Genomic DNA, 22,250 nt, shown 5'->3' on the forward strand with positions numbered 1-22,250 from the left:
GCCATGATCACCGTCGACGCCGACCTGACCGTCGCCCTGCTCGGATCCGGCGACGAGCCTCCCTTCTCGGTGAAGGTCACCGGCGACGGGCGGCGCGTGCACGTCTTCGTCAGCGATCCCGAGCGGCTGCCGGCGGTGCACCGCAGCCAGTTCCACGAACTCGACGCGCTCGCCAAGCAGCTCGCCGAACAGGGGCTCACGGTGCGGATCGAGGGGCCACAGGGCCCGCTCGTCGAGGTCGGCGACGTGCGCCGCAGCGTGCTGGCCCGGCTGGTGACGGGGTCGTCGCACATGCGCCTCGGCTCGCTCAGCGCCTTGAGCAGCTTGCGCCGCCTGCAGTCGTCGCGGTCACTGCCGCCCATCCCCTCGGTCGCCGGTGTGCTGCTGCCGCTCGCGCCGACGTTCCAGCGCAACCGCCCGCGGCGGGTCACCACCACGCATTACGCCTGGGGCGCTGGGCATCCGCGACTCATCTTCACGGTCGACGCCGAGCAGTGGGACGGCGTCGCACCGAAGGTGTTCGACCTCACCGCCGATCGGGTCACGATCGGGTCGGCTCCGAGCTGCGATCTGGTGCTCGAGGGCCTCGAATCGGTGCACGCCGAGATCCGCCACGAGGCGGGGGACGAGTATGTGCTCTACGCCAAGCATCCGGTCGGTGGCGGCGCCTACCGTGAGCGGGTCGGCGACGAGGAGCAGGGCCGGGTGCTGCGCACCGGAGCGCTGCTCACGATGGGCCGGTGGCGGCTGGCGTTCTTCCGCGAGGAGTACGCCGACCACGGCCGACCCTACGGCGGACGGCAGGGCGGCGAGTACGCCTACCAGCGCCCGCAGCCGCCGCGCGAGCAGCTCATGCGCGAGCACGGCTCGAGCGCCCGAGTGCGCACCGAGCCCGGCGCCGATCCCGAGCAGTCCGGCGGCGACGGCATCGCGGGAGTCGAGTGAGCAGAGCCGACGGAATGTCGGTGGCCCTTCCCATACTGGGAGCATGACGTTCGCCACCGAGATCACCGACAGCGCGGCCGCGCTGATCGCGCTTCTCGGTGAGGGGGTCGAACCGTGCGATCTCGCCGGTCGGGTATGGGGGCTGAGCGATGCCGAGACGGTCGCGGTCGCCGAGGCATCGGCCGCGCTCATCCGCGGCGCCGAGCTCGCGCAGGTCGCGGCGGCGGGCGTCATCGCCGCGCGGTCAGCGCGCGAGGCGGGGCAGTCGGGGCTCGCGCAGTCGCGCGGCCATCGCACGGCCGTGTCGCTGCTGCAGGAGCTCACCGGCTCGGCGAAGGCCGACGCCGCCCGCAAGGTGCGGATCGGCGAATCGCTGCTGACGCCTGCACCTGTTCCGGGTGAAGCGGATGCCGTGGCGCCGGCGCCCGCGTGGGATGCGCCGTTGACCGCGGCGCTGGTCGCGGGTCGGGTCACCGCGGGGCAGCAGGACGCGATCCGGCTGGGGCTGGGTGAGCCTCCGACGGAGTCGATGCGGGATGGCTGGGCGGATGCCGCAGAGCAGCTTGTCGCGGAGTCGCAGGCGCGCTCGCTGGAGGAGCTGCGCAATGGGGCGCGCGCGATGCGCGACAGACTCGATCCCGACGGCGCGCACCGGCGCTTCCTCGAGCGGCACGAGCGCCGCAGCTTCCGACTGTGGACGGATGCCGACGGCAACCGGCGCGGCTCGTTCCTGTTCGACGATGAAGGCGGCCTGCTCGCCGAGACGGTTCTCGCCAGTGCGCTGCGGCCACGACGGGGCGGGCCCCGTTTCGTCGACTCCGCCGAACGGGCGCGCGCTGACGAGTTGAGCACCGACGAGCGGACGAACGATCAGCTCGCGTACGACCTGTTCCTCGATGTGCTGCGTGCCGGAGCCCTCGCCGACGCCGAGACGGTGTTCGGCACGCGACAGGCCGGCGTGCGTCTGGTGCAGGTGGTCGACGCGTCGGGCGCCGGCGACGGTGTGGCGCACAGCGAGGACGGGGTCGTCACCCTTCCCGCGCAGGTCGCCGATCAGCGCATGTGCGACAGCGGCTATTTGCCTGTCACGGTGGATGCGTGCGGCAATCCGCTTGACGTCGGCCGGGAGCATCGGCTGTTCACGCCGCGGCAGCGGATCGCGCTCGCGGTGCGCGACGGCGGATGCCGCTGGCCGGGCTGCGACCGGCCCGCGTCGTACTGCGAGTCGCACCACGTCGACGAGTGGAAGCGTGATCGTGGCCGCACCGACATAGATCGTGGGATCCTGCTCTGTCGGTTCCACCATATGAATCTTCACCATCACGGGTGGCGGCTCACACGGTCGGGCAAGGACGACTTCGTGCTGCATCCGCCGGGATCGAGACCGGGATGTGCAGCGGTTCGGCTGCGCCCGAGGGCCGCGCTCACGGCGGCGTGGGCGGGAATCGATCCGCCGCCGCGAAGATTCCGCCCGACCGGCTGAGACGCCGGTCGGGGTGCGGGTCGATGCGGGGCTGTCGTCACGAAATGAGACGAGGAAATACGAACTAAACTGGCTGTGCCCGCCGGCCCCCTTCTCTTGGAGTGCGCGTGACCACCCCGAACACCCCCACCACCCACGTTCCCGATTCGGTCGAGAACGCCATCGCGACGCCCGAGAAGGAGCAGCCGTACGGCGCCCTCGGCCTGAAGGACGATGAGTACGCCCGCATCAAGGAGATCCTGGGCCGCCGCCCCACCTCCGGCGAGCTGGCCATGTACTCGGTGATGTGGTCTGAGCACTGCTCGTACAAGTCGTCGAAGAACTACCTGCGCCGCTTCGGGCAGAAGGTGTCCGACGAGATGCGCGAGCGCCTCATGGTCGGCATGGGTCAGAACGCCGGCGTCGTCGACGTGGGCGAGGGCTGGGCCGTCACGTTCAAGGCCGAGTCGCACAACCACCCCTCCTTCATCGAGCCGTTCCAGGGTGCCGCGACCGGCGTCGGCGGCATCGTCCGCGACATCATCTCGATGGGCGCCCGCCCGGTCGCGGTGATGGATGCCCTGCGCTTCGGCGCCATCGACCACCCCGACACCCCGCGCGTGGTGCACGGCGTCACCAGCGGCATCAGCTTCTACGGCAACTGCCTGGGCCTTCCGAACATCGGCGGTGAGACGGTGTTCGACGCCGTCTACCAGGCCAACCCGCTCGTGAACGCCCTCGCCGTCGGCGTGCTCCGCCACGAAGACCTCAAGCTCGCCAACGCCACCGGCGTCGGCAACAAGGTCGTGCTGTTCGGCGCCCGCACGGGCGGCGACGGCATCGGTGGCGCGTCGATCCTGGCATCCGACTCGTTCGACTCCACCGGACCGACCAAGCGCCCCGCCGTGCAGGTCGGCGACCCGTTCGCCGAGAAGGTGCTCATCGAGTGCTGCCTCGAGCTGTACAAGCTCGAGCTCGTCGAGGCCATCCAAGACCTGGGGGCCGCCGGCATCTCGTGCGCCACCAGCGAGCTGGCCGCCAACGGCAACAGCGGCATGCATGTCTCGCTCGACAACGTGCTGCTGCGCGACCCGTCGCTCACCGCCGAAGAGATCCTGATGAGCGAGTCGCAGGAGCGCATGATGGCGATCGTCGCGCCCGAGAAGCTCGACGCGTTCCTCGAGGTCGTCGGCAAGTGGGAGGTCGAGACCAGCGTGCTCGGCGAGGTCACCGGCGACGGCCGCCTCGTCATCGACTGGCGCGGCGAGCGCATCGTCGACGTCGACCCGTCGACCGTCGCCGTCGACGGCCCGGTCTACGACCGTCCGGTCGCGTACCCGACGTGGATCGACGCGCTGCAGGCGGATGCCGCAGAAGACCTTCCGCGCACCGATGACCCGGCCGTGCTGCGCACCCAGTTCCTGCAGCTGCTCGGCTCGCCGAACCTCGCCGACACCAGCTGGATCACCAACCAGTACGACTACTACGTCGGCGGCAACACGGCCCTCGCCTTCCCCGACGACGCCGGCATGGTGCGCGTCGACGAGGAGTCCGGCCTCGGCTTCGCCGTCTCGACCGACGCCAACGGCCGCTACTGCCAGCTCGACCCGTACGCGGGTGCGCAGCTGGCCCTCGCCGAGGCGTACCGCAACGTCGCCGTCACCGGCGCCACGCCGACGGCGATCACCGACTGCCTCAACTTCGGCTCGCCCGAGAACCCCGAGGTGATGTGGCAGTTCGGTCAGACCGTCGACGGTCTGGCCGACGGATGCTACGAGCTGGGCACCCCGGTCACCGGCGGCAACGTGTCGTTCTACAACCAGACCGGCGACGTGCCGATCCACCCGACCCCGCTGGTCGGCGTGCTCGGCATCATCGACGACGTCTCGCGTCGCATCCCGTCGGGATGGCAGGATGCCGGCGACAACATCTACCTGCTCGGCGTCACCTCGACCGAGCTGTCGGGCTCGGCCTGGGCCGATGTCGTGCACGACCACCTCGGCGGCCTGCCGCCGCAGGTCGACCTCGCCGGCGAGCGTCGCCTCGCAGGTCTGCTCGGAGCCGCGCGCGAGGAGTGGCTGATCTCGTCGGCGCACGATCTGTCGGAGGGCGGCCTCGGCCAGGCTCTCGCCGAGGGCGTCATGCGCTTCGGCGTCGGCGCGCGCGTCTGGCTGACCGAGCTGATGGAGCGCGACGGAGTGGATGCCGCCACCGCCCTGTTCTCGGAGTCGACCGGCCGCGTGATCGTGACCGTGCCGCGCGAAGAGGACGTGAAGTTCCGCGGGCTGTGCGAGGGACGCGACTACCCGGTGCTGCGCATCGGCGTCACCGACACCGAGCCCGCGCTCGAGGTGCAGGACGTGTTCACCGTCTCGGTCGACGAGCTGCGCGAGACCTCGCGCGGCACGCTGCCCGCGGTGTTCGGGCCGACCGTCACCGAGCCGGCCGCGTGAACGAGCTCAGCGAGGACTACGGCGATCTCGGCGAGCGCCGCAACCGGCGCATCCGTCTGGTCGCCTGGATCACCATCGCCGCGCTGATCATCGGCGGCGGCGGGGTGACCGCGCTCACGCTGCTGTTCGGCTGATCCTGCTGTCAACCCTCTCGACTGCTGCGAGCGGCGCGACGATCGTGGACTCCACCGACCGAAGGAGTCAGCATGAGCGACAGCACACCCGCACACGAGCCCACCGACGACGAGCTGCTCGAGAACGGCATGGACGACGGCACCGGCGACCCCAACGACGACCGCGCCTACCTGCAGGACACCCCTCCCGCGCAGGTCGACGACGCCGCGGTGCGCGAGCACGCGAACGACGCTGACGAGCGCGACGCCGGGGAGTAGCATCCCGAGACATGAGCATCCGCTTCGAGAACGTCGGCATAGCCGTCCGCGACCTCGAGGAGGCGATCTCGTTCTTCACCGCCCTCGGTTTGGGCGTCGTCGGCCGCGATGAGGTCAGCGGCGAGTGGGCGGACACCACCGTCGGACTCGACGGCAACCACGCGAAGATCGCCATGCTGCAGACGCCCGATGGCGACGGCCGGATCGAGCTGTTCGAGTACCTGCATCCGGATGCGATCGAGACCGACCCGACGCTGCCGAACGAGATCGGCATGCATCGGGTCGCGTTCTCGGTCGACGACCTCGACCAGGCGCTGGCAATCGCCGCGCAGCACGGATGCCATCCGCTGCGCGGCGTCGCCGACTTCCAGGGCGTCTACCGGCTGACCTACCTGCGCGGGCCGAGCGGCATCATCGTGATGCTCGCCGAAGACCTCACCCGGAAGTGAACCGGCCCGTCACGCGGTGTCGGACTGCCCGCGGTCGCTCGATTCGGACTTGCGGCCACCCGCCTCGAGCACGTCACCGGCCGGCAGCTCCTTGTGCCCGCCGAACTGCAGACGCATCGCCGAGAGCACCTGGTTGGCGAAGCGGTCTTCATCGCGCGAGGCGAAGCGCTCGAACAGGGCCGACGAGAGCACCGGCACGGGCACGCCCACGTCGACGGCGGCCTTCACCGTCCAGCGGCCCTCACCCGAGTCGGACACCCGACCGGCGAGGCCGTCGAGCGTGGGGTTCTCGTTCAGCGCGGTCGCGGTGAGGTCGAGCAGCCACGACGAGATCACCGAACCACGGCGCCACAGCTCGGTCACCTTCGCGGTGTCGATGGGGAACTGGTAGAACTCCGGCTCCTCGAGAGGTGCGACCTCGGCCGAGTGCTCGGCTTCGCGCACACCCGCGTCGGCGTTCTCGAGCAGGTTCAGGCCCTCGGCGATCGCCGCCATGATCCCGTACTCGATGCCGTTGTGCACCATCTTCACGAAGTGCCCCGCGCCCGCCGGGCCGCAGTGCAGGTAGCCCTGCTCCTCCGGGGCGAGGTCGCCGGTGCGACAGGGTGTGCGCACGATCTCGCCGACGCCCGGTGCGATGGTCTTCAGCAGCGGCTCGATGTGCTGCACCGCGGCATCCGATCCGCCGACCATGAGGCAGTAGCCGCGCTCGAGACCGAACACGCCGCCGCTGGTGCCGGCGTCGACGTACTCGATGCCGCGCTCGCGCATCGCGGCCGCGCGCCGCACGTCGTCGCGGTAGTTCGAGTTGCCGCCGTCGATGATGATGTCGCCCTCGTCGAGCAGGTCGGCGACCTGTTCGACGATCGTGCCGGTGAGCCCGGCCGGCACCATCAGCCAGATCACGCGCGGGGTCTGCAGCTTGCTGACGAAGTCCTGCAGGTCGCTCGCCCCGGTCGCCCCGTCGGCGACGACCGCCTGGACCGCGTCCTGGTTCACGTCGAACCCGACGCATTCGTGTCCGTCGCGCATCAGTCGGCGCACGATGTTCGCGCCCATGCGTCCGAGTCCGATCATTCCCAGCTGCATCATGTCTCCCGTCGATCTGGCGTTCCCATCGTCACGCACGCTCACCATGCTGGCAAGGCCCCTGCGGGGCGGGCGCGGATGTGGCATCCTTCGCCGTCGTGGTGCGGGTCGGCGGCGGCGGCCTCGTTCGAGGGGCGGCAGCCAGTCACGAGGAGCCGGATGCCGGGCATCCGCACCCCGTACGCGACATACGGCTCCCGCCCGACAACGCCCGAACCGGGACTAGGGTGGCGGGATGGCCGGGATCAGTCGCGAATCGCTCGCTGCGCAGCGGGAGGATGCCGTCGCGCGCGCTGCGCACACGGCATCCGCCCTGGCCGAACTCGTGCACGACCGGCAGGGATCGAACGACGACGACGAGCACGACCCCGAGGGCGTGACGCTGTCGTCGGAGTGGTCGCGCCTGTCGGCGCTGGCGGATGCCGCGGCCGACGAGGTGCGGCAGTACGACGACGCCCTGGCGCGGTGGGATGCCGGCGACTACGGGATCTGTGCGAACTGCGGCCGCCCGATCCCCGAAGGCCGACTCGAGGTGCGGCCGTTCGCGCGACTGTGCGTGCCGTGCGCGGAGAAGGCCTGACGCGGCTCAGGCCAGGGTGAGGAACAGCTTCTCGAGCTCCGCCATGCTGGGGGCGCCGTCGTCGGCATCCTCACCGTCGATCACGCAGTGCTTGAGCGCCGTGCTGATCACCGCGAAGCCCGCGCGATCGATGGCCTTGCCCACGGCGGCGAGCTGGATCACGACGTCGCGGCAGTCGGCATCCGTCTCCATCGCGTCGATCACCGCGCTGAGCTGCCCGCGAGCGCGCTTCAGGCGGTTGACGACCTTGCGGATCTCGTCATCGGGCGCCGTGCTCATGCCGTCTCCTTCTCGAGAGTGCGATCTGCCGCGAGCATCCGGGTGCCCGCAGCCCAGGTGAGATACCCGCCGTCGAGGTTGCGCGCCACGCGACCGTGCTGACGCAGCAGCCGCACGGCGGTGTGCCCGCGCTGCCCGACCTGGCAGTGCACGATCAGCTCGCCGGCGGGCAGCCGGTCGAGGCTCTCGCGCAGCTCGTCGACCGAGATGTTCACGCTGCCGGGGATGGCCCCGGCCTCATGCTCGCCCGCGCTGCGCACGTCGAGCACCGTGGCACCGGCGGCCACCGCGGCTTCGAGCTCGTGCCACTGGATGCCGTCGGTCAGACCGGTCGCCGCGTTGTCGGCGATGTAGCCGAGCATGTTCACGGGGTCCTTCGCCGAGCCGAACTGCGGCGCGTAGGCGAGTTCGAGCCGGCTCAGCTGCGAGGCGGTGAGGCCGGCCTGCATGGCGGTCGCGATGACGTCGATGCGCTTGTCGGCGCCGCGGCGTCCGATCACCTGCGCGCCGAGGATGAGGTCGGTCGACGGATCGACCAGCAGCTTCATCGTGAGGCGCTCGGCTCCCGGGTAGTAGCCGGCGTGGTCGGCGGGGTGCGCGTGGATCACGCGGTGCGCGCGACCGGCATCCCGCAGCCGCTTCTCGCTCCAGCCCGTCATCGCCACGGCGAGGTCGAAGACACCGACGATCGCCGTGCCGAGCGCGGGCAGCGCGTCGGCCGGGTGCGCGTCGAGCAGGCCGGCGTCGGCGGCGATCGCGTCGGCGGCCGTGCGGCCGTGCCGGTTCGCCAGCCCCGCCATCGTGACGAGGGTCGGCTCGGCCGAGACGGCGTCGACCTTCTCGACGCCGTCTCCGACGGCGAAGATGCGCGGGTCGCTGGTGCGCTGCAGCGCGTCGACGGCGATCCCGCCGGTCGGGCCGGTGGCGAGTCCCGCATCGACGGCGAGGGATGCCGCGGGGCGCACACCCCGGGCGTCGATGACGATGTCTGCGGTGACCGTGCTGCCGTCGTCGAGGTGGACGCCATCGGCATCCATCGACTCGACCGCGGTGCGCAGCCGCAGGTCGACGCCGTGCGCCTGCAGCTCGTCGACGACGAGGGCGGCCATCTCGACGTCGAGGGGGCTGAGCGGGTGCGCGCCGTGCTGCACGAGCGTGACGGCGAGCCCCCGGCGCACGAGGTTCTCGACCGCCTCGAGGCCGATGAATCCGCCGCCGACGACCACCGCGCGACCCGCGTCGGGGAGATCCGCGAGGGCGAGCGTGATGCGGTCGACGTCGTCGACCGTGCGCAGCGTCGAGACGACGGGAGCGCCCGGGTGCGCGTCGAAGACGTCACGCGCGCTCGCGCCGGTCGCGAGCACGAGGTGGTCGTACGGCTCTCGGGTGATCACGCCGGTGCGCATGTCTCGGATGCTGACGACCCGGGCATCCCGATCGATCGCCACCGCCTGAGCGCCGGTGCGCACGTCGAGAGCGAAGCGCGCCCGCAGCGAGTCGGGCGTCTGCAGCAGCAGCGAGTCGCGCTCGGCGATCACCCCGCCGACGTAGTACGGCAGCCCGCAGTTGGCGAAGCTGACGTGGTCGCCCTGCTCGACGACGATGATCTCGGCGTGCTCGTCGAGCCGGCGCAGCCGGGTCGCGGCCGACATCCCGCCGGCGACGCCTCCGATGACGATCACCCGCATGCGATCAGCTCCGTCCGAACAGCTTGGCGAAGAGGCCCGTGCGCGGCTCGTTCTCGTGCCCGCGGCAGCGGTCGCTGGACGGCACCCCGGCCATCACGCTGTCGACATGCTGGCCGCATCCGGCCCACGTCGTCTTGCCACAGGTTCGGCAGGTCACTGCTCGGCACATTCCGGTTCTCCTCACGTCGGGTACCGGATCATCGTATCGATACCCCCGGGGGTATAGCTGGATGCGCGCTGAGAGCGCAGGGAATGCGCCTTCGCGGGTGCGATGCGCAGAAGTAGGCTGGGGCACATCATGGATGAGTTCTTCCGGGGCATGTGGGACTTCGCGGGCAGCTACTGGTGGCTGGTGTTCCCGCTGATGGGCGTCGCCGGCGGCATCGGCAAGTCGTGGGAGCGCGCGTCGAAGCGCCGCCACGAGCGACGACTCGAGACGCTGCGCCTGAAGGGCGAACTCAAGGCGGCCCAGCTCGCCGCCCGCGGCGGCACTCCGCACCAGGCTCGCCAGAGCGCCCGCCAGGCCGCCGCCGATGAGCGCGCCTCGACGAGGCAGCTGCTCGAGCGGCTGTTCGCCGAGCACGACGAGGTCACCGCACGGTGGCTCGACTACGAGCTCGACGTCGCCAAGCTCATCGCCTTCCCGGCCATGAGCGATGGGCGCCAGCCGCTGACCGCCGCCTTCCTGCGGGCGAAGAAGATCGCCGACGCGCTGCGTCCGGCGTCGGCGGATGCGAAGCTCAGCGAGGCCGAGATCGCGGAGTACGTCGACGCGGTGGGCGACTACGCCGTCGCCTTCGACATCGCCGAGCGCGACGCCCGCCGGCTGCGCGACGCGAACTTCAGCGAGGTCGAGCGCAAGCGCCTCGATCGCGCCAGGCACCTGCTCACCGTCGCCCTCGACGACGCCGCCACCCAGGCCGAGCGCAACCTCGCCTACAAGCGGGTGCGCGAAGAGCTCGACGGACTGATCCTGCTCTCCGACGAGGCGGTCGACGTGCTCGAGCAGAAGGTCGCCGGTCAGATCGGCCCGGCACGGGCATCCGGAATCACGCCCGAACCTGAACCGCAGAAGATGCCGCTGCCACGCGAGGATCCCCGGGCGTGAAGGTCGAGAACGTCACCGGTCCGATCGCCGGTCACGCCGAGGGTCCGGTCTGGGCTGCGGCGTGGGGCGGACTGCGCTGGGTGGATGCCGCCGCCGGCGACCTGCTGACCCTGCGCGACGACGGCGTCGTACGCCAACACGTCGACGACGAGTACCTGGCCTTCGTGCGCCCCCGGCGCGCGGGCGGCTTCGTCGCGGTCGGCGCGCGGACGCTCCACCTCGCCGACGAGCCCGACGGCGAGACGAGAGCGGCGGCGCGGCTGATCGACGACCCGAAGGTGCGGATGAACGACGGATGCTGCGACCCGGCCGGCCGGCTGCTGGCAGGCTCGATGGCCTACGCCGCCACACCGGGCGCAGCCACGCTGCAGCGGATCGATGCCGACCTCGCGGTGACGACGGTGCTCGAGTCGGTGACCATCTCGAACGGGATCTCGTTCACCACCGAGGGCTCACACGCGTACTACGCCGACACCGCCACCGGCCGGATCGACGTGTTCGACGTGTCGGACGGCGACCTGGTGAACAGGCGCCCGTTCGTCTCGATCCCGTCCGACACCGGCGCGCCCGACGGGCTCTGCGTCGACCATGACGGCGGCGTCTGGGTGGCGCTGTGGGGCGGATCCGTCGTGCACGGCTACGACAGCTCCGGCGCGCTGATCGAGACGATTCCGCTGCCCGTGCCCCAGGTCAGCGCCTGCACCTTCGGCGGCGAGGGCCTGAGCACCCTGTTCATCACGACCTCGGCGCAGGGCCTGGCCCCCGACCACGGCACGGAGGCCGGATCCCTCTTCGCCGTCGAGCTCGGCGTGCGCGGCCAGCCCACCCTCCCCTTCGCCGGCTGACCCGGCCCCTGACCGCGGGCGGGCGGGGCAGGAAGGGACGGGCGTAGAGTCGGGGCCATGGAGAGCACGCTGCGAGTGGGGATCGTCGGGGCCGGAGGCATCGCGCCGCCGCACATCGAGGGCTGGCTCGCGCTGGGGGCCGACGTCGCGATCCTGCGCAGGACGGATGCCGACGTGCTGGCCGAGCGCTACGGCATCCGGATCATCGGCGCGCTCGACGAGCTGATCGACGCAGTCGACGTGGTCGACATCATCAGCCCGACTGCCACCCACCTCGACATCGCGCGCGCGGCGTTCGCGCGTGGCCGCGACGTCGTCTGCGAGAAACCTCTCGCGATCAGCACCGCAGACGCGCACGCGCTCATCGACGCGGCCGATCGGGCCGGTGCGCGGCTGTTCCCCGCCCACGTCGTGCGCTACTTCGAGGGCTACCGCGACCTGCACGACCTCGTCGGCACGATCGGCACGCTCACCGAGCTGACCTTCCGGCGCACGGTCGCCGCTCCCGACTCCGCGTGGTTCTACGCCGAGGATGCCGGCGGCGGGGTCATCCGCGACCTGATGATCCACGACATCGACCAGGCGCTGTGGCTGGCAGGCTCAGTGGTCGAGGTGTCGGCCACGCAGGACCCACCGGCCGTGGGCGGCCACGTCGCGCCGCCGGTGTCGGCGCACGTCACGCTCACGCACGCCAACGGCGCGATCAGTCACCTGCGCGCCGACTGGCTCGAGCCGGGCACCCCGTTCCGGTCGACGGTCGAGGTGGCCGGATCCGACGGCATCCTGCGCTTCGACACCGACGTCGACCCGATCGGCGCCGACCCCTACCGCGCCCAGCTCGCCGATTTCGCCGAGGCCATCCGCACCGGCGGAGAGGCTCGGGTCACCGCAGAAGACGGGCTGGCCGCCGTCGCCCTGGTGGATGCCGCGTATGCCTCCCTCGCGGGACGGCGCCCGGTCACGTTCTGATCGGCCGATCAGCGACCCAGGCCCAGCGGACGCACGAGCACGTGCCGCCGATCGCGCACCCAGACCGCTCCCGACTCGCGGTGCTCGGCGCGGGTCGCGAAGCGGTACCGGTACGAGACGACGCGCACCCAGGCAGGCCGCTCTCCCTCGAAGGGATCGCGGCGCAGCATCCGGAGCGTCGCGGGGTCCGCCTCGAGAAGCCGCACCAGGAACATCGTGAACCAGTCCTCGAGCGAGTGCCCGAGCGGCAGGAACCACATCAGCCAGTCGAGGCGCAGATGGTACGGCGCGAACTGCCGCGGCACCCGGCGCAGGTCGGTGGGCTTGCCCTTGAACTCGTACTCGCGCCAGTCCGCGGCATCCGGATCGGCGTCGGCGGTGCCCTCGACGACGAACTCGATGCGCTGCTTCGTCACGGTGCCGAAGGCGCCGTAGGCGTTCGCGAGCTGCCAGCGGTTGAAGCTCGCGTTCATCAGCTGGCGGTGCGCGAACAGGTTGCGCAGGGCGGGCCAGCTGAGCACGAGATACAGGATGCCGATGGCCGACGTCACGATGATCCAGTACAGCGGGATGCCGGGGCGCTCGGCGGCTGAGGGGATCGGCAGCGCGACGGCCGAGAACGCGATGACGATCGTCGCCCAGTTCAGCCAGGCGAAGTTGCCGGTGAGCACCAGCCAGAGCTGGGTGAGGATGATGATCGTCGCCGCGATCGATCCGATCAGCAGCCAGGGGAGCTCGGGCAGCCAGAGCGCGCCCAGAGGCGCGAACAGGAAGAAGGGCACGATCAGCTGCGCGAAATGGCTGCCGATCACCTCGCCGCGGTGGAACCAGTTCGGCAGCAGGTGCGCCTGCCTGCTGAGCGGCCCGGGCATCGGCTGCGTCTCGTGGTGGTACATCAACGCGGTGAGATCGCGCCATTCGCGCCCGCCGCGGATCTTGATCATCCCGGCGCCGAACTCCAGCCGGAACACCAGCCACCAGAACAGCACGATCACGACGGTGGGCGGCGGCTGATCAGCCGAGCCGAGGAACGCGGCGAGGAAGCCCGCCTCGAGCAGCAGCATCTCCCACCCGAACGAGTAGAAGGTCTGCCCGATGCTCGCGATCGACATGTACCCGCCCCACAGCAGCAGGAAGCAGATCATCGGCACCCAGGGCGGCGCGAGCTGGGGCAGGCCGATCACCAGCAGCGCGGCGATCGCCATGTCGGCCCAGCACAGGGCGACGAGGCGCCGGTCGGTGTAGCGCAGGCGTGTGAAGAGAGTCGGGCGCAGCATCCGGCGCCGGCTGCGCGACGACGTCGCCCATGCGAGCAGGTCGGGGGCGGGCAGCAGGCCGCGCTCACCCAGCAGCGGGCGGAACTGGTTCAGCGTCGAGAGGAACGCGACCAGGTAGAGCGCCGCGATGCCCCGTTGCAAGACCTCGCGGGCGAAGCCGAACTCGACGGCGGCGAACCCGTCCATGCCGACAGGCTACGACGGTGGGCCCGCTCGATGGGGGGGGTGTTGACAGCGGGAACGACCTCGGTCATCCCAGCTGGCGGGAGATCTCGGCCGCAGTCTCGCGCAGCATGGGCACGCGCTGCGCGAGCTGAGCGCGGTTCTGCGCGACGCGCAGCGCGGTGAGCGACAGCGCGCCGACGACGCCGGCCGACGTGACGATCGGCACGGCGACGCAGCCGACGAAGTCCTCGAACTCGCCGTCGTCGAACGCCCACCCCCGCCGCGCGGTCAGTGCCAGGTCGGCGTCGAGTGCGGCTCGGGTGGTCAGGGTGTTGGCGGTGTGCGGATGCCAGTCGCTGCCGGCCAGCACGGCATCGCGGCGGTCGGTGGGCAGCTCGGCCAGGATCGCCTTGCCGATGCCGCTGCAGTACGGCAGCACGGATGCGCCGACGCGGGAGTACATGCGCACGCCCGCGGCGTCTTCGACCTTGTCGACGTAGACGATCTCATCGCCGATCAGGGCGCCGAGATGCACCGTGTTGCCGACGATGCGGTGCAGCCGGCGCACGTGCGCGAACGCCGCGCCGCGCAGGTCGAGCTGCTCGAGCGCCGCGCCGCCGAGCACGGCCAGCTGCATGCCCACGGCGTAGCGTCCGTCACCCTGCCGGCGCACGAACCCGACCTGCTCGAGACTCTGCAGCTCGCGGAACATCGTCGAGCGGTGGACACCGAACTGCTCGGCCAGCTCGTTCACCGTCGACGGCTCGGCGGCGAGCGCACGGAGGATGGCCGCGGCGCGGGTGACACTCTGCGACATGTCGTCAGAACCAGGTGCGGATCAGGTCGATGACGACACCGGACTCGATCGAGTCGACGACGGGGAGCACCCGCCACTTGTCGAACGCGGTGCACGGGTGCGACAGGCCGAAGCGCACGACCTCGCCCACCGCGAGCGGCTCGGCCGGGCGAACGTAGGAGTGCTGATCGTTCATCGCCGACACGGTCGCGTCGACCGGATGCCAGGGTCCGGCCAGCTCGGGGGCCGCGGCGCGCGGGATCGGCAGCCCCTCGTCATACGGCAGGTCGCGCTTTCCGGCATCCACCAGCGCCAGCCCGGCCTCGGGCCGGGAGACGACCCTGGCGATGCCGTGCATCGCGTTGACGAAGTGCGGGCCAGCCCCGGTGCCGCCCTCGTCGAACGGCGAGATGCTGCGGTAGAAGCCGTCGTCGTGCACGATGTACGCGCCCGAGCGCAGGGTGAAGCGGGTACGGCCGTCGCGCTCGGCGCCCGACCACACGTCGGCGACGATCTCGAAGTAGGCGCTGCCGCCTGCGGTCACGTAGAGCTCGCCGTCGTCGTACAGCGGGGTGATCGCGCGGTGCAGCTCGAGCTGCGCCTCGAGGTAGGCGCGGACTGCGTCGAGTCCGGCGGCGGAGCGGTCGTGCGCGAGGCTGCCCTCGTAGCCGGCGACCCCGGCGAGGCGCAGCACGTCGGAGGCGGCGAGCCGCTCGGCGACCTGCACGGCCTCGGCGATCGAGCGGGCACCCGTGCGGCCTCCCGCAGCGCCGAGCTCGACGCACACGTCGACCGGCCGGGGCGCGCGCACCGCGCGCAGACCCCGCTCCATCGCGTCGAGGGTGGCCAGCGAGTCGGCCCAGCACACGAAGCGGAAGGCCGGGTCGGCGAGCTCGCCAGCCAGCCACGCCAGCGAGCGCGCGTCGACGGCGGCGTTGGCGAGCATGATCGAGTCGAGCCCGAGGTCTCGCCCGGTGCGCACCTGACCCATGGTGGCGAGCGTGATGCCGAGAGCCCCGGCGTCGAGCTGGCGCTGCCACAGGTCGGGCGCCATGGTGGTCTTGCCGTGCGGCATGATTTCGAGGTCGCGCTCGGCGCACCAGTCGGCCATCGTCGCGACGTTCGCACGCATGGCGGCGTCGTCGAGCACGATCAGGGGGGTCCAGAATTCGTCGAGGCGCGGACTCGTGGCGAGGAAGGCGGCGGTCGTCATGCCGATCGCCCGATCCGGGATGCCCTTGTCGCGCGCTGTCAACAGGTCATCGCTCATGTGCTCGTCTCCTTGTTTGTGCATATGGTGCAACACTGATTGCAGTGTGTGCACACGCCGCTTCATCATGGTAACCATGCCCGACACCGCTGCACCACGCCTGATCGCGATCGGCGAGACGATGGCCCTCGTCGCTCCCGCTCGCCCCGAGCCGCTCGCCACCACGCAGGACGTGCGGCTGCTGATCGGCGGCGCCGAGTCGAACGTCGCCATCCACGCCGCGCAGCTCGGCATCCCGACCGCCTGGGTCAGCGCGGTCGGCGACGACGCGCTCGGCGTGCGCGTGCGCGACGAGGTCGCCTCGCACGGCGTCGACGTCCGCTGGGTCACGACGGACGCGCATGCCCCGACCGGCGTGTACTTCAAAGACCCCGGCCGCGGCGTGCTGTATTACCGGCGCGGATCCGCAGCCTCGGCGATGACCCCGGACACGGTGGCCGCCGTGCCCCTCGAACGCGCCGATCTCGTGCACGTGTCCGGCATCACACCCGCCCTCTCGAGCGGCTGCGCCGCGCTCATCGACTCGGTCATCGACCGCGTGGCGGCCGGCGACGGCATCCTGAGCTTCGACGTCAACCACCGCGCGGCTCTCTGGCAGCCCGGCGCGGCGGCGCCGGCCCTGCTGTCGCTGGCGCGCCGGGCGGATGTCGTGTTCGTCGGCCTCGACGAGGCCGACGGGCTGTGGGGCACGACCGACGCTGACGCGGTGCGTGCGCTGCTGCCCGAGCCCGCGCTGCTCGTCATCAAGGACGGCGACATCGGCGCCACCGAGTACGCTCGAGACCACGGCACCGATGTACGCACCTTCGTTCCCGCGATCAGGACCGAGGTCGTCGAGGCGGTCGGCGCCGGTGACGCGTTCGCCGCCGGGTACCTCGCCGCCCACCTCAACGGATCCACCGCAGTCGAGCGTCTGCTCGCGGGACACCGGCGGGCGCACCTCGTGCTGCAGTCGACCGGCGACCTGCTGCCCGACGAGACCCCCCTCACGCCCGCCGACGAAACCCCTCACACAGCCTGAAAGGCGACCGATCATGACCGACAACTCCGTCTTCGAAGAGATCTTCCGCGACGTGCCGCTGATGGCGATCCTGCGCGGCATGGGGGTCGAGCGCACCCTCGCCACCGCCACCCGCGCGTGGGATCTCGGCATCACCGCCGTCGAGGTGCCTGTGCAGACGCCGACCGACGTCGAGGCGCTGCGCGTGGTCGCAGAGGCTGCGCGCGAGCGCGGTCTGACCGTCGGCGCGGGCACCGTCGTGTCGCTCGAGCACGTGCGCCAGGCCGCTGACGCCGGCGCCGCGTTCACCGTGAGCCCCGGTTTCGATGTCGACGTGGTGCGCGCCTCCCACGAAGCCGGCATGCCGGCGCTGCCCGGCGTGGCAACCGCGACCGAGGTGCAGCGCGCGATGGCCGAAGGCCTCACGTGGCTGAAGGCTTTCCCGGCATCCCTGCTCGGCACCGGCTGGTTCCCGGCGATGCGCGGACCGTTCCCGCAGGCGCGCTTCGTCGCCACCGGCGGGATGGACTCGGGCAACGCCCGCTCGTACCTCGACGCCGGCGTGCGCGTGGTCGCCGTCGGCTCAGCCCTGGAGGACGAGGCCCAGCTCCCCGCCCTCGCCGAACTGCTCGGCTGAGCGCGCCGCGCCCCCGACGAGCTCGTCAGTGCCGAGGCCCACTGACCCCTGATGCACCGAGGCCCCCGCCCCCGGGCATCCGGAAGCAGGGGCCTCAGCCAGGTGATCAGATCACTTGATCACGTCGGGGTACTCCTCGAGCCACGCCTCGACGGCCTCGCGCTCCTTGCCCTCGCCGTACTCGTTGACGACCAGGTCCTCCAGCGCGCCGTACTGCTCGTCGTCGAGCTTGATGCTCTCGATCAGCTCGGCGGCCTCGGGGAACTCCTCCGAGAAGCCCTTCGTGCCCAGGAAGTGCAGTCCCTCGGACTCGCCCATCAGGCCGTTCGGGTCCTCGAGGTCCTTCACGGGGAACGCGTCGTTCGCCCAGAAGGGGCGCCACAGCGTGACGACGATGTCCTCCTTCGCGTCGGTCGCCTTCTTCAGCTCGGTGAGCATGGCGGCCGTCGACGAGGTGACGAGCTCGTACTCGCTGTCCAGCCCGGTCTCACCGAGCATCTTGGTGGTCTGCTTGGTGAGGCCCGCGCCCGGCTCGATGCCGATGATCTTGCCGTCGTAGTCCGCGCCCTTGCCCTTGAGGTCCTCGATCGAGGTGAGCTCGGAGTACTCGGGCACCGCGATGGTCAGCTTCGCGTTCTCGTAGTAGGTGCCGAGGTCCTCGATGTCGTCGCCGTACTCGTCCATGTACTCGGCGTGAGTGAGCTCGGGCCAGGCCGAGGGGTAGATGTCGACATCGCCCTGCGCGAGGCCGGTGTACAGCGGGCCCGCGTCGGTGAGCGTCTTCATCTCGACGTTGTAGCCGATCTCCTCGAGCTTGTTCTCGAGCAGGTACGCGGTGCTGAGGCCGTCGGTCCACGACGGCAGGAAGCCGAGCGTGATGGTGCCCTTGTCGCCCGTCGAGCCGCCGTCGGCGTCGCCGCCGGTGCCGCCCGTGCCGCCGGCGCCTCCGGAAGCGCAGCCGGTGAGCGCGAGCGAGCCGATGGCTCCGATGGCCAGGAGTGCAGTGATCTTCTTCTTCACGATGTTCTCTCTCTGTTGCGTATGTATGTGATTGCGGGTGTTGCGGGGTGCGGGACTCAGGCCGGCTGCAGCACGGCATCCGGCACAGGGGCGGATGCCGCGGCCCGGCGCTGCGCCTCGCGGCGACGGGCCATGATTCCGAGCAGCGAGGCGTGGTTCTCGGTGGGGGTGCCGAGGGCCGCGGTGACGCGGTCGAGGAAGACGGCGATCAGCACGACGCCGAGTCCCGCCTCGACGCCCTTGGCGATGTTGATCGTCGAGATCGCCTCGACGACCATCTTGCCGAGGCCGTCGGCGCCGGCCATGCCGGCGATGACCGCCATCGACAGGGCGAGCATGATGACCTGGTTGATGCCGGCCATGATGGTCGGCATCGCGAGCGGCAACTGGATGCCGCGCAGGATCTGCCCCGGCTTCGCGCCGAACGCCTGCCCGGCTTCGACCGTCTCGGCGTCGACACCGCGGATGCCGAGCTCGGTGAGCCGCACGCCGGGAGGCAGCGCGAAGATGATCGTCGCGACCATGCCGGGCACCACGCCGATCCCGAAGAACACGATGGCGGGGATCAGGTAGACGAAGGCGGGCATCGTCTGCATGAAGTCCAGCACGGGCTTGAGCAGTGCGCGCACGGTGGCGTTGCGCGCCGACCAGATGCCCAGCGGCACCGCGATCAGCACGGCGACGACCGTTGCGACGAGCACGAGCGACATCGTCTGCATGGCGGGGACCCAGAGGTTCATGCCGACGATCAGCAGCAGCGACACGGCGGTGCCGATCGCCAGCTGCCACGAGCGCACCAGCCAGGCGATCAGCGCGGCGATCGCGATGATCGCGACGAAGTGCACCGACAGCAGACCGGCGGTCAGGCCGTTCACGAGGAACCCGAAGACGAACGCGATGCCGTCGAGCAGGCCGTCGAGGTTGTCCTTGACCCAGTCGACGAACGCGGCGACCCACGTTCCGATCGGAATGCGGAAATCCATCAGCGCACCTCCTCGGTGTCAGCGGTGCCGGCAGATGTGTCGGCGACGGTCGGATCGTTCGCCTCGGCGGCGGCCTCGGTGAACGAGCTCGCCTCGGCGAGCACCTCGTCGATCACGGCCTGCGGCATGGGGTTCAGCGGCAGGGTCAGCTCGCCGGTCGCGCCCGGTCCGGGGCCGAGAGCGGCGAGCAGGGTGACGCGGGGGATGACACCGGTCAGGCGGCCCTCGGCGTCGGTCACGGCGAGCGGCAGCGGCGACTCGACCGAGGGGATGAACAGGTTCATCAGCACCTCGTTCTCGTCGACGACCTGAGGCGCCGGCTTGAGGATGGATGCCAGTGACGACTCGCCCTTGCGGACGAGCTTCACGGCATCCCGGTCGGTCACGATGCCGACCAGCTTGCGGTCGCGGCCGACGACGTAGGTCGCCGACATGTAGGCATCCCGCATCTGGCGCAGCGCCGTGCGGGGACCTGCGGACTCGGCCACCACGGGGCGCGGACGCTCCATGACGTTCGAGGCGGTGAGCACACGCGCGCGGTCGACGTCCTGCACGAACTGCTCGACGTAGTCGTTCGCCGGGTCGGTGAGGATGTCCTCCGGCGTGCCGATCTGCACGATGCGGCCGTCGCGCATCACGGCGATGCGGTCGCCGAGGAACATCGCCTCGTTGAGGTCGTGCGTGATGAACACGATGGTCTTCTGCAGCTTGGCCTGCAGCTCGACCAGCTGCTCCTGCATCTCGCGGCGGATCAGCGGGTCGAGGGCGCTGAACGCCTCGTCCATGAGCAGGATGTCGGTGTCGGCGGCGAGCGCGCGGGCGATGCCGACGCGCTGCTGCATGCCGCCCGACAGCTCGCTGGGCAGCTTGTCGCCCCAGCCCTCGAGACCCACCAGGGAGAGGATCTCGTCGGCCTTGCGCAGGCGCTCGGTCTTGCCCACGCCCTTCAGCTCGAGCGGGTAGGCCACGTTCGCGGCGACGGTGCGGTGCGGCAGCAGCGCGAAGTGCTGGAACACCATCGACACCCGGTCGCGGCGGATGTCGCGCAGGCGCCCGGCCGGGATGCCGGTGATCGCGTCTCCGCCGATGGTGATGCTGCCCGCGGTCGCGTCGTGCAGGCCGTTGAGCATGCGGATGATGGTCGACTTGCCGGAGCCCGACAGGCCCATGATGACGAAGATCTCACCGCGGTTCACGGTGAAGCTCGCGTCGATCACGGCAGCGGTGCCGGCGTCCTGCACCTCGGTGCGGGTCTCACCGGCCTTCAGACGCTTCACGGCCTGCTGCGGATTCCGACCGAAGACCTTGTAGATATTGCGCGCTTCAAGAGCGGTTTCGGACACGTTTCCCCCGTTGCCCACCGATTTCTTCGGGTCTCGGCGGGCCGCTTCGGTTACGCCCGGGTGACGTTCTCAAGGCCGTTTCGACAGAGCTGCACAGCGGCGCAGACGGGGATTTCGGATCCCCGCGATAGAACATCGACCGTACGCCCACGCCTCTTCGTGTACAGCTCGGATCGAAAGAAGGACGTGACCGCGGACTGGTCATGTGACCTCACGGCCACCTAGCCACGCTAACGAATGGCTGATCCGGTGGCAAATCCGGGTTTCGATTTCACCGTCTCACCGGGGATTCCGCGAAACGTCAGCCTCGGCGCACGCTGCGCGTCACGGTGAATTTCGGGGTGCGGGCGACCTGCTCGGTGGGGCCGACGTCGCGGGTCAGCAAACCCCGATGATCGAGGTGCGAGTTGAACACGGTCCACACTTCGCCGCCGGGTCGCAGCAGTCGCGCGGCGGCCTGGATCAGCCGCTGCCCCGCCCCCTCGTGCACGGTCGCCCCGAGGTGGAACGGCGGGTTCAGCAGGATGAGATCGGCCGAGCCGTCGGGCAGCTCGGAACCGGCGTCGTCGAGCGTGACGGTGATGCGCCCCGCGAGGCCGTTCGCGACGACGGTCGCCTGCGCCGAGCGCGCCGCGGACGCCGACCGGTCGGTGGCGGTGATCACGGCATCCGGATGCTGCTGCGCGAACGCCACCGCGAGAGCCCCCGTTCCGCAGCCGAGGTCGATGACGCGCAGCGGGTCGCCGGCCGGCGGCGCGAGCGTCGGCATGACGTCGATCAGCACCCGGGTGCCGATGTCGAGGCGAGCACCGGCGAACGCGGCACCGTAGGCGCAGAGCGTGAGGCCGTCGTGCTGCCGGCTCACCGGAAAGGGCGGCTGATCAGGCACGGGCAGGGCTCCGGATGCCACGATCAGTCGCGACTTGCGCTCCGCGCGCTGCGGCTGCACGTGCGCGAAGAAGCGCGCGAGCACCTCGTTCTGCGTGAGCGACATGTGCTTGACCCGCCCGCCCGCGATGAGCGTGACTTCGGGCGCCGCCCACCGGGCGACCGCGTCGGCGATCTCCTCCAGCTCGGCCAGCCCCTTGGGCAGCTGCAGCAGCACTAAGCGCACCCCGGCGAGAAGCGAGCTGTCGAGCTCGTGCGCGGCGGGCAGCGGCAGCTCGAGCGCGCGGGCGTTGGCGGCGAGCGCGCGACGCCCGGTGATGAGGTCCTGGTGCACGCGGATGCCGTGCAGCCCGGCATCCGTCAGCGCAAGGGCGATCGCACCGTACTCGTCGCCGACCACGGCGATCTCGTCGCCCGCGATGCCGGCCGCCAGTGCGCGCTGCACGAGCAGCTCGTCCGTGGCATCCCAGGCCTGCAGGTTCGGCGCCTCGACGTCGGGGAACCGCCGCAGTCGCTGATAGTCGAAGCCCGTCACCCGCTCACACTATCCGGCGCGGCGAACCGCGCTCTCGCGCTGCCCCCCCGGCCTCCCTCAGATCGCGACTCGTCCCG

Annotated in this window: 22 protein-coding genes; 12 read left to right on the forward strand and 10 right to left on the reverse strand. The window is 70.8% G+C overall.

Annotated features, from left to right (window positions below; translation table 11 throughout):
- The first annotated feature begins 3 nt into the window (after window positions 1-3).
- From V2S04_RS00125 to V2S04_RS00150, 6 genes are all read left to right on the forward strand, one after another.
- Window positions 4-945 (forward strand): FHA domain-containing protein, encoded by a 942-nt coding sequence (locus V2S04_RS00125; protein WP_413636475.1) that lies wholly within the window; start codon window positions 4-6, stop codon window positions 943-945.
- Window positions 946-988: 43 nt separating this feature from the next.
- Window positions 989-2,428 carry a DUF222 domain-containing protein gene (locus V2S04_RS00130; protein ID WP_413636477.1) on the forward strand — a complete coding sequence of 480 codons (1,440 nt, stop codon included), beginning with the start codon at window positions 989-991 and terminating at the stop codon, window positions 2,426-2,428.
- 107 nt (window positions 2,429-2,535) lie between these two features.
- Window positions 2,536-4,860, forward strand: coding sequence for a phosphoribosylformylglycinamidine synthase subunit PurL (gene purL, locus V2S04_RS00135; protein ID WP_413636479.1), 2,325 nt, complete (start codon window positions 2,536-2,538; stop codon window positions 4,858-4,860).
- On the forward strand, window positions 4,857-4,994 hold the full coding sequence (locus V2S04_RS00140) for a hypothetical protein (protein ID WP_340088267.1): 138 nt from the start codon (window positions 4,857-4,859) through the stop codon (window positions 4,992-4,994). Before purL ends, V2S04_RS00140 begins: the two co-directional genes overlap by 4 nt.
- A 72-nt stretch (window positions 4,995-5,066) precedes the next feature.
- Window positions 5,067-5,252, forward strand: coding sequence for a hypothetical protein (locus tag V2S04_RS00145; RefSeq protein ID WP_413636481.1), 186 nt, complete (start codon window positions 5,067-5,069; stop codon window positions 5,250-5,252).
- 11 nt (window positions 5,253-5,263) lie between these two features.
- Window positions 5,264-5,701, forward strand: coding sequence for a VOC family protein (locus V2S04_RS00150; protein WP_413636482.1), 438 nt, complete (start codon window positions 5,264-5,266; stop codon window positions 5,699-5,701).
- A 9-nt stretch (window positions 5,702-5,710) separates the two neighbouring features.
- Here V2S04_RS00150 and gnd read toward each other — a convergent pair whose 3' ends face one another.
- A complete protein-coding gene (gnd, locus tag V2S04_RS00155) occupies window positions 5,711-6,793 on the reverse strand; it encodes a phosphogluconate dehydrogenase (NAD(+)-dependent, decarboxylating) (RefSeq protein ID WP_413636484.1) in 1,083 nt (360 codons plus the stop codon).
- A gap of 232 nt (window positions 6,794-7,025) precedes the next feature.
- Between gnd and V2S04_RS00160 the strand changes: the two genes are divergently transcribed.
- Entirely contained in the window at window positions 7,026-7,370 is a 345-nt protein-coding gene (locus tag V2S04_RS00160; protein ID WP_099196396.1) for a TraR/DksA family transcriptional regulator, read from the forward strand.
- Between the two features lie 6 nt (window positions 7,371-7,376).
- Here V2S04_RS00160 and V2S04_RS00165 read toward each other — a convergent pair whose 3' ends face one another.
- Together V2S04_RS00165 and V2S04_RS00170 are read right to left on the reverse strand one after the other, a co-directional pair.
- Window positions 7,377-7,649, reverse strand: a complete 273-nt coding sequence (locus V2S04_RS00165) for a metal-sensitive transcriptional regulator (protein WP_099196395.1) — start codon at window positions 7,647-7,649, stop codon at window positions 7,377-7,379.
- On the reverse strand, window positions 7,646-9,337 hold the full coding sequence (locus tag V2S04_RS00170; RefSeq protein WP_413636486.1) for an FAD-dependent oxidoreductase: 1,692 nt from the start codon (window positions 9,335-9,337) through the stop codon (window positions 7,646-7,648). The genes V2S04_RS00165 and V2S04_RS00170 overlap by 4 nt, the downstream gene beginning before the upstream one ends.
- 298 nt (window positions 9,338-9,635) lie before the next feature.
- Between V2S04_RS00170 and V2S04_RS00175 the strand changes: the two genes are divergently transcribed.
- The 3 genes from V2S04_RS00175 to V2S04_RS00185 are packed head-to-tail and all read left to right on the forward strand — an operon-like array spanning window position 9,636 to window position 12,259.
- A complete protein-coding gene (locus V2S04_RS00175) occupies window positions 9,636-10,445 on the forward strand; it encodes a hypothetical protein (protein ID WP_413636488.1) in 810 nt (269 codons plus the stop codon).
- On the forward strand, window positions 10,442-11,290 hold the full coding sequence (locus V2S04_RS00180) for an SMP-30/gluconolactonase/LRE family protein (protein ID WP_413636489.1): 849 nt from the start codon (window positions 10,442-10,444) through the stop codon (window positions 11,288-11,290). The genes V2S04_RS00175 and V2S04_RS00180 overlap by 4 nt, the downstream gene beginning before the upstream one ends.
- 57 nt (window positions 11,291-11,347) lie before the next feature.
- Window positions 11,348-12,259 (forward strand): Gfo/Idh/MocA family protein, encoded by a 912-nt coding sequence (locus tag V2S04_RS00185; RefSeq protein WP_099196390.1) that lies wholly within the window; start codon window positions 11,348-11,350, stop codon window positions 12,257-12,259.
- 8 nt (window positions 12,260-12,267) lie between these two features.
- Here the strand turns inward: V2S04_RS00185 and V2S04_RS00190 are convergent, their stop codons facing one another.
- From V2S04_RS00190 to V2S04_RS00200, 3 genes are all read right to left on the reverse strand, one after another.
- Window positions 12,268-13,722: a lipase maturation factor family protein gene (locus tag V2S04_RS00190; RefSeq protein WP_413636491.1), complete on the reverse strand. Its 1,455-nt coding sequence runs from the start codon at window positions 13,720-13,722 to the stop codon at window positions 12,268-12,270.
- Between the two features lie 64 nt (window positions 13,723-13,786).
- The gene (locus V2S04_RS00195) at window positions 13,787-14,518 is read right to left on the reverse strand and encodes an IclR family transcriptional regulator (protein ID WP_413636492.1); all 732 of its coding nucleotides are present in this window, start codon (window positions 14,516-14,518) and stop codon (window positions 13,787-13,789) included.
- 4 nt (window positions 14,519-14,522) lie between these two features.
- On the reverse strand, window positions 14,523-15,767 hold the full coding sequence (locus tag V2S04_RS00200) for an alanine racemase (protein ID WP_413636493.1): 1,245 nt from the start codon (window positions 15,765-15,767) through the stop codon (window positions 14,523-14,525).
- A gap of 76 nt (window positions 15,768-15,843) precedes the next feature.
- Here V2S04_RS00200 and V2S04_RS00205 point away from each other — a divergent pair, with 76 nt between their 5' ends.
- Window positions 15,844-16,788, forward strand: a complete 945-nt coding sequence (locus tag V2S04_RS00205; protein WP_413636494.1) for a sugar kinase — start codon at window positions 15,844-15,846, stop codon at window positions 16,786-16,788.
- A 13-nt stretch (window positions 16,789-16,801) separates the two neighbouring features.
- A complete protein-coding gene (locus V2S04_RS00210; protein ID WP_099196386.1) occupies window positions 16,802-17,404 on the forward strand; it encodes a bifunctional 4-hydroxy-2-oxoglutarate aldolase/2-dehydro-3-deoxy-phosphogluconate aldolase in 603 nt (200 codons plus the stop codon).
- 111 nt (window positions 17,405-17,515) lie between these two features.
- On the opposite strand, the gene V2S04_RS00215 is transcribed toward V2S04_RS00210, so the two are convergent.
- The 4 genes from V2S04_RS00215 to V2S04_RS00230 form a co-directional block, all read right to left on the reverse strand.
- Complete coding sequence (locus V2S04_RS00215; protein WP_413637266.1) at window positions 17,516-18,427, reverse strand: glycine betaine ABC transporter substrate-binding protein; 912 nt, start codon at window positions 18,425-18,427, stop codon at window positions 17,516-17,518.
- A 53-nt stretch (window positions 18,428-18,480) separates the two neighbouring features.
- Window positions 18,481-19,407: an ABC transporter permease gene (locus V2S04_RS00220; protein ID WP_413636495.1), complete on the reverse strand. Its 927-nt coding sequence runs from the start codon at window positions 19,405-19,407 to the stop codon at window positions 18,481-18,483.
- Window positions 19,407-20,750 (reverse strand): quaternary amine ABC transporter ATP-binding protein, encoded by a 1,344-nt coding sequence (locus V2S04_RS00225; RefSeq protein WP_413636496.1) that lies wholly within the window; start codon window positions 20,748-20,750, stop codon window positions 19,407-19,409. Before V2S04_RS00225 ends, V2S04_RS00220 begins: the two co-directional genes overlap by 1 nt.
- A 301-nt stretch (window positions 20,751-21,051) precedes the next feature.
- Window positions 21,052-22,173, reverse strand: coding sequence for a class I SAM-dependent methyltransferase (locus tag V2S04_RS00230; RefSeq protein WP_413636497.1), 1,122 nt, complete (start codon window positions 22,171-22,173; stop codon window positions 21,052-21,054).
- Between the last annotated feature and the right edge of the window lie 77 nt (window positions 22,174-22,250).

Source organism: Microbacterium sp. OR21 (genome assembly GCF_047306785.1).
Classification (GTDB): Bacteria; Actinomycetota; Actinomycetes; order Actinomycetales; family Microbacteriaceae; genus Microbacterium; species Microbacterium esteraromaticum_E.

Bases quoted from the DNA above. Each gene is read 5' to 3' on its own strand.
- V2S04_RS00185 (WP_099196390.1), top strand. From the start codon at position 11,348: ATGGAGAGCACGCTGCGAGTGGGGATCGTCGGGGCCGGAGGCATCGCG.
- V2S04_RS00175 (WP_413636488.1), top strand. From the start codon at position 9,636: ATGGATGAGTTCTTCCGGGGCATGTGGGACTTCGCGGGCAGCTACTGG.
- V2S04_RS00125 (WP_413636475.1), top strand. From the start codon at position 4: ATGATCACCGTCGACGCCGACCTGACCGTCGCCCTGCTCGGATCCGGC.
- V2S04_RS00205 (WP_413636494.1), top strand. From the start codon at position 15,844: ATGCCCGACACCGCTGCACCACGCCTGATCGCGATCGGCGAGACGATG.
- V2S04_RS00160 (WP_099196396.1), top strand. From the start codon at position 7,026: ATGGCCGGGATCAGTCGCGAATCGCTCGCTGCGCAGCGGGAGGATGCC.
- V2S04_RS00150 (WP_413636482.1), top strand. From the start codon at position 5,264: ATGAGCATCCGCTTCGAGAACGTCGGCATAGCCGTCCGCGACCTCGAG.
- V2S04_RS00190 (WP_413636491.1), bottom strand. From the start codon at position 13,722: ATGGACGGGTTCGCCGCCGTCGAGTTCGGCTTCGCCCGCGAGGTCTTG.
- V2S04_RS00220 (WP_413636495.1), bottom strand. From the start codon at position 19,407: ATGGATTTCCGCATTCCGATCGGAACGTGGGTCGCCGCGTTCGTCGAC.
- V2S04_RS00165 (WP_099196395.1), bottom strand. From the start codon at position 7,649: ATGAGCACGGCGCCCGATGACGAGATCCGCAAGGTCGTCAACCGCCTG.
- V2S04_RS00200 (WP_413636493.1), bottom strand. From the start codon at position 15,767: ATGAGCGATGACCTGTTGACAGCGCGCGACAAGGGCATCCCGGATCGG.
- V2S04_RS00195 (WP_413636492.1), bottom strand. From the start codon at position 14,518: ATGTCGCAGAGTGTCACCCGCGCCGCGGCCATCCTCCGTGCGCTCGCC.
- V2S04_RS00210 (WP_099196386.1), top strand. From the start codon at position 16,802: ATGACCGACAACTCCGTCTTCGAAGAGATCTTCCGCGACGTGCCGCTG.
- gnd (WP_413636484.1), bottom strand. From the start codon at position 6,793: ATGATGCAGCTGGGAATGATCGGACTCGGACGCATGGGCGCGAACATC.
- V2S04_RS00170 (WP_413636486.1), bottom strand. From the start codon at position 9,337: ATGCGGGTGATCGTCATCGGAGGCGTCGCCGGCGGGATGTCGGCCGCG.
- V2S04_RS00145 (WP_413636481.1), top strand. From the start codon at position 5,067: ATGAGCGACAGCACACCCGCACACGAGCCCACCGACGACGAGCTGCTC.
- V2S04_RS00130 (WP_413636477.1), top strand. From the start codon at position 989: ATGACGTTCGCCACCGAGATCACCGACAGCGCGGCCGCGCTGATCGCG.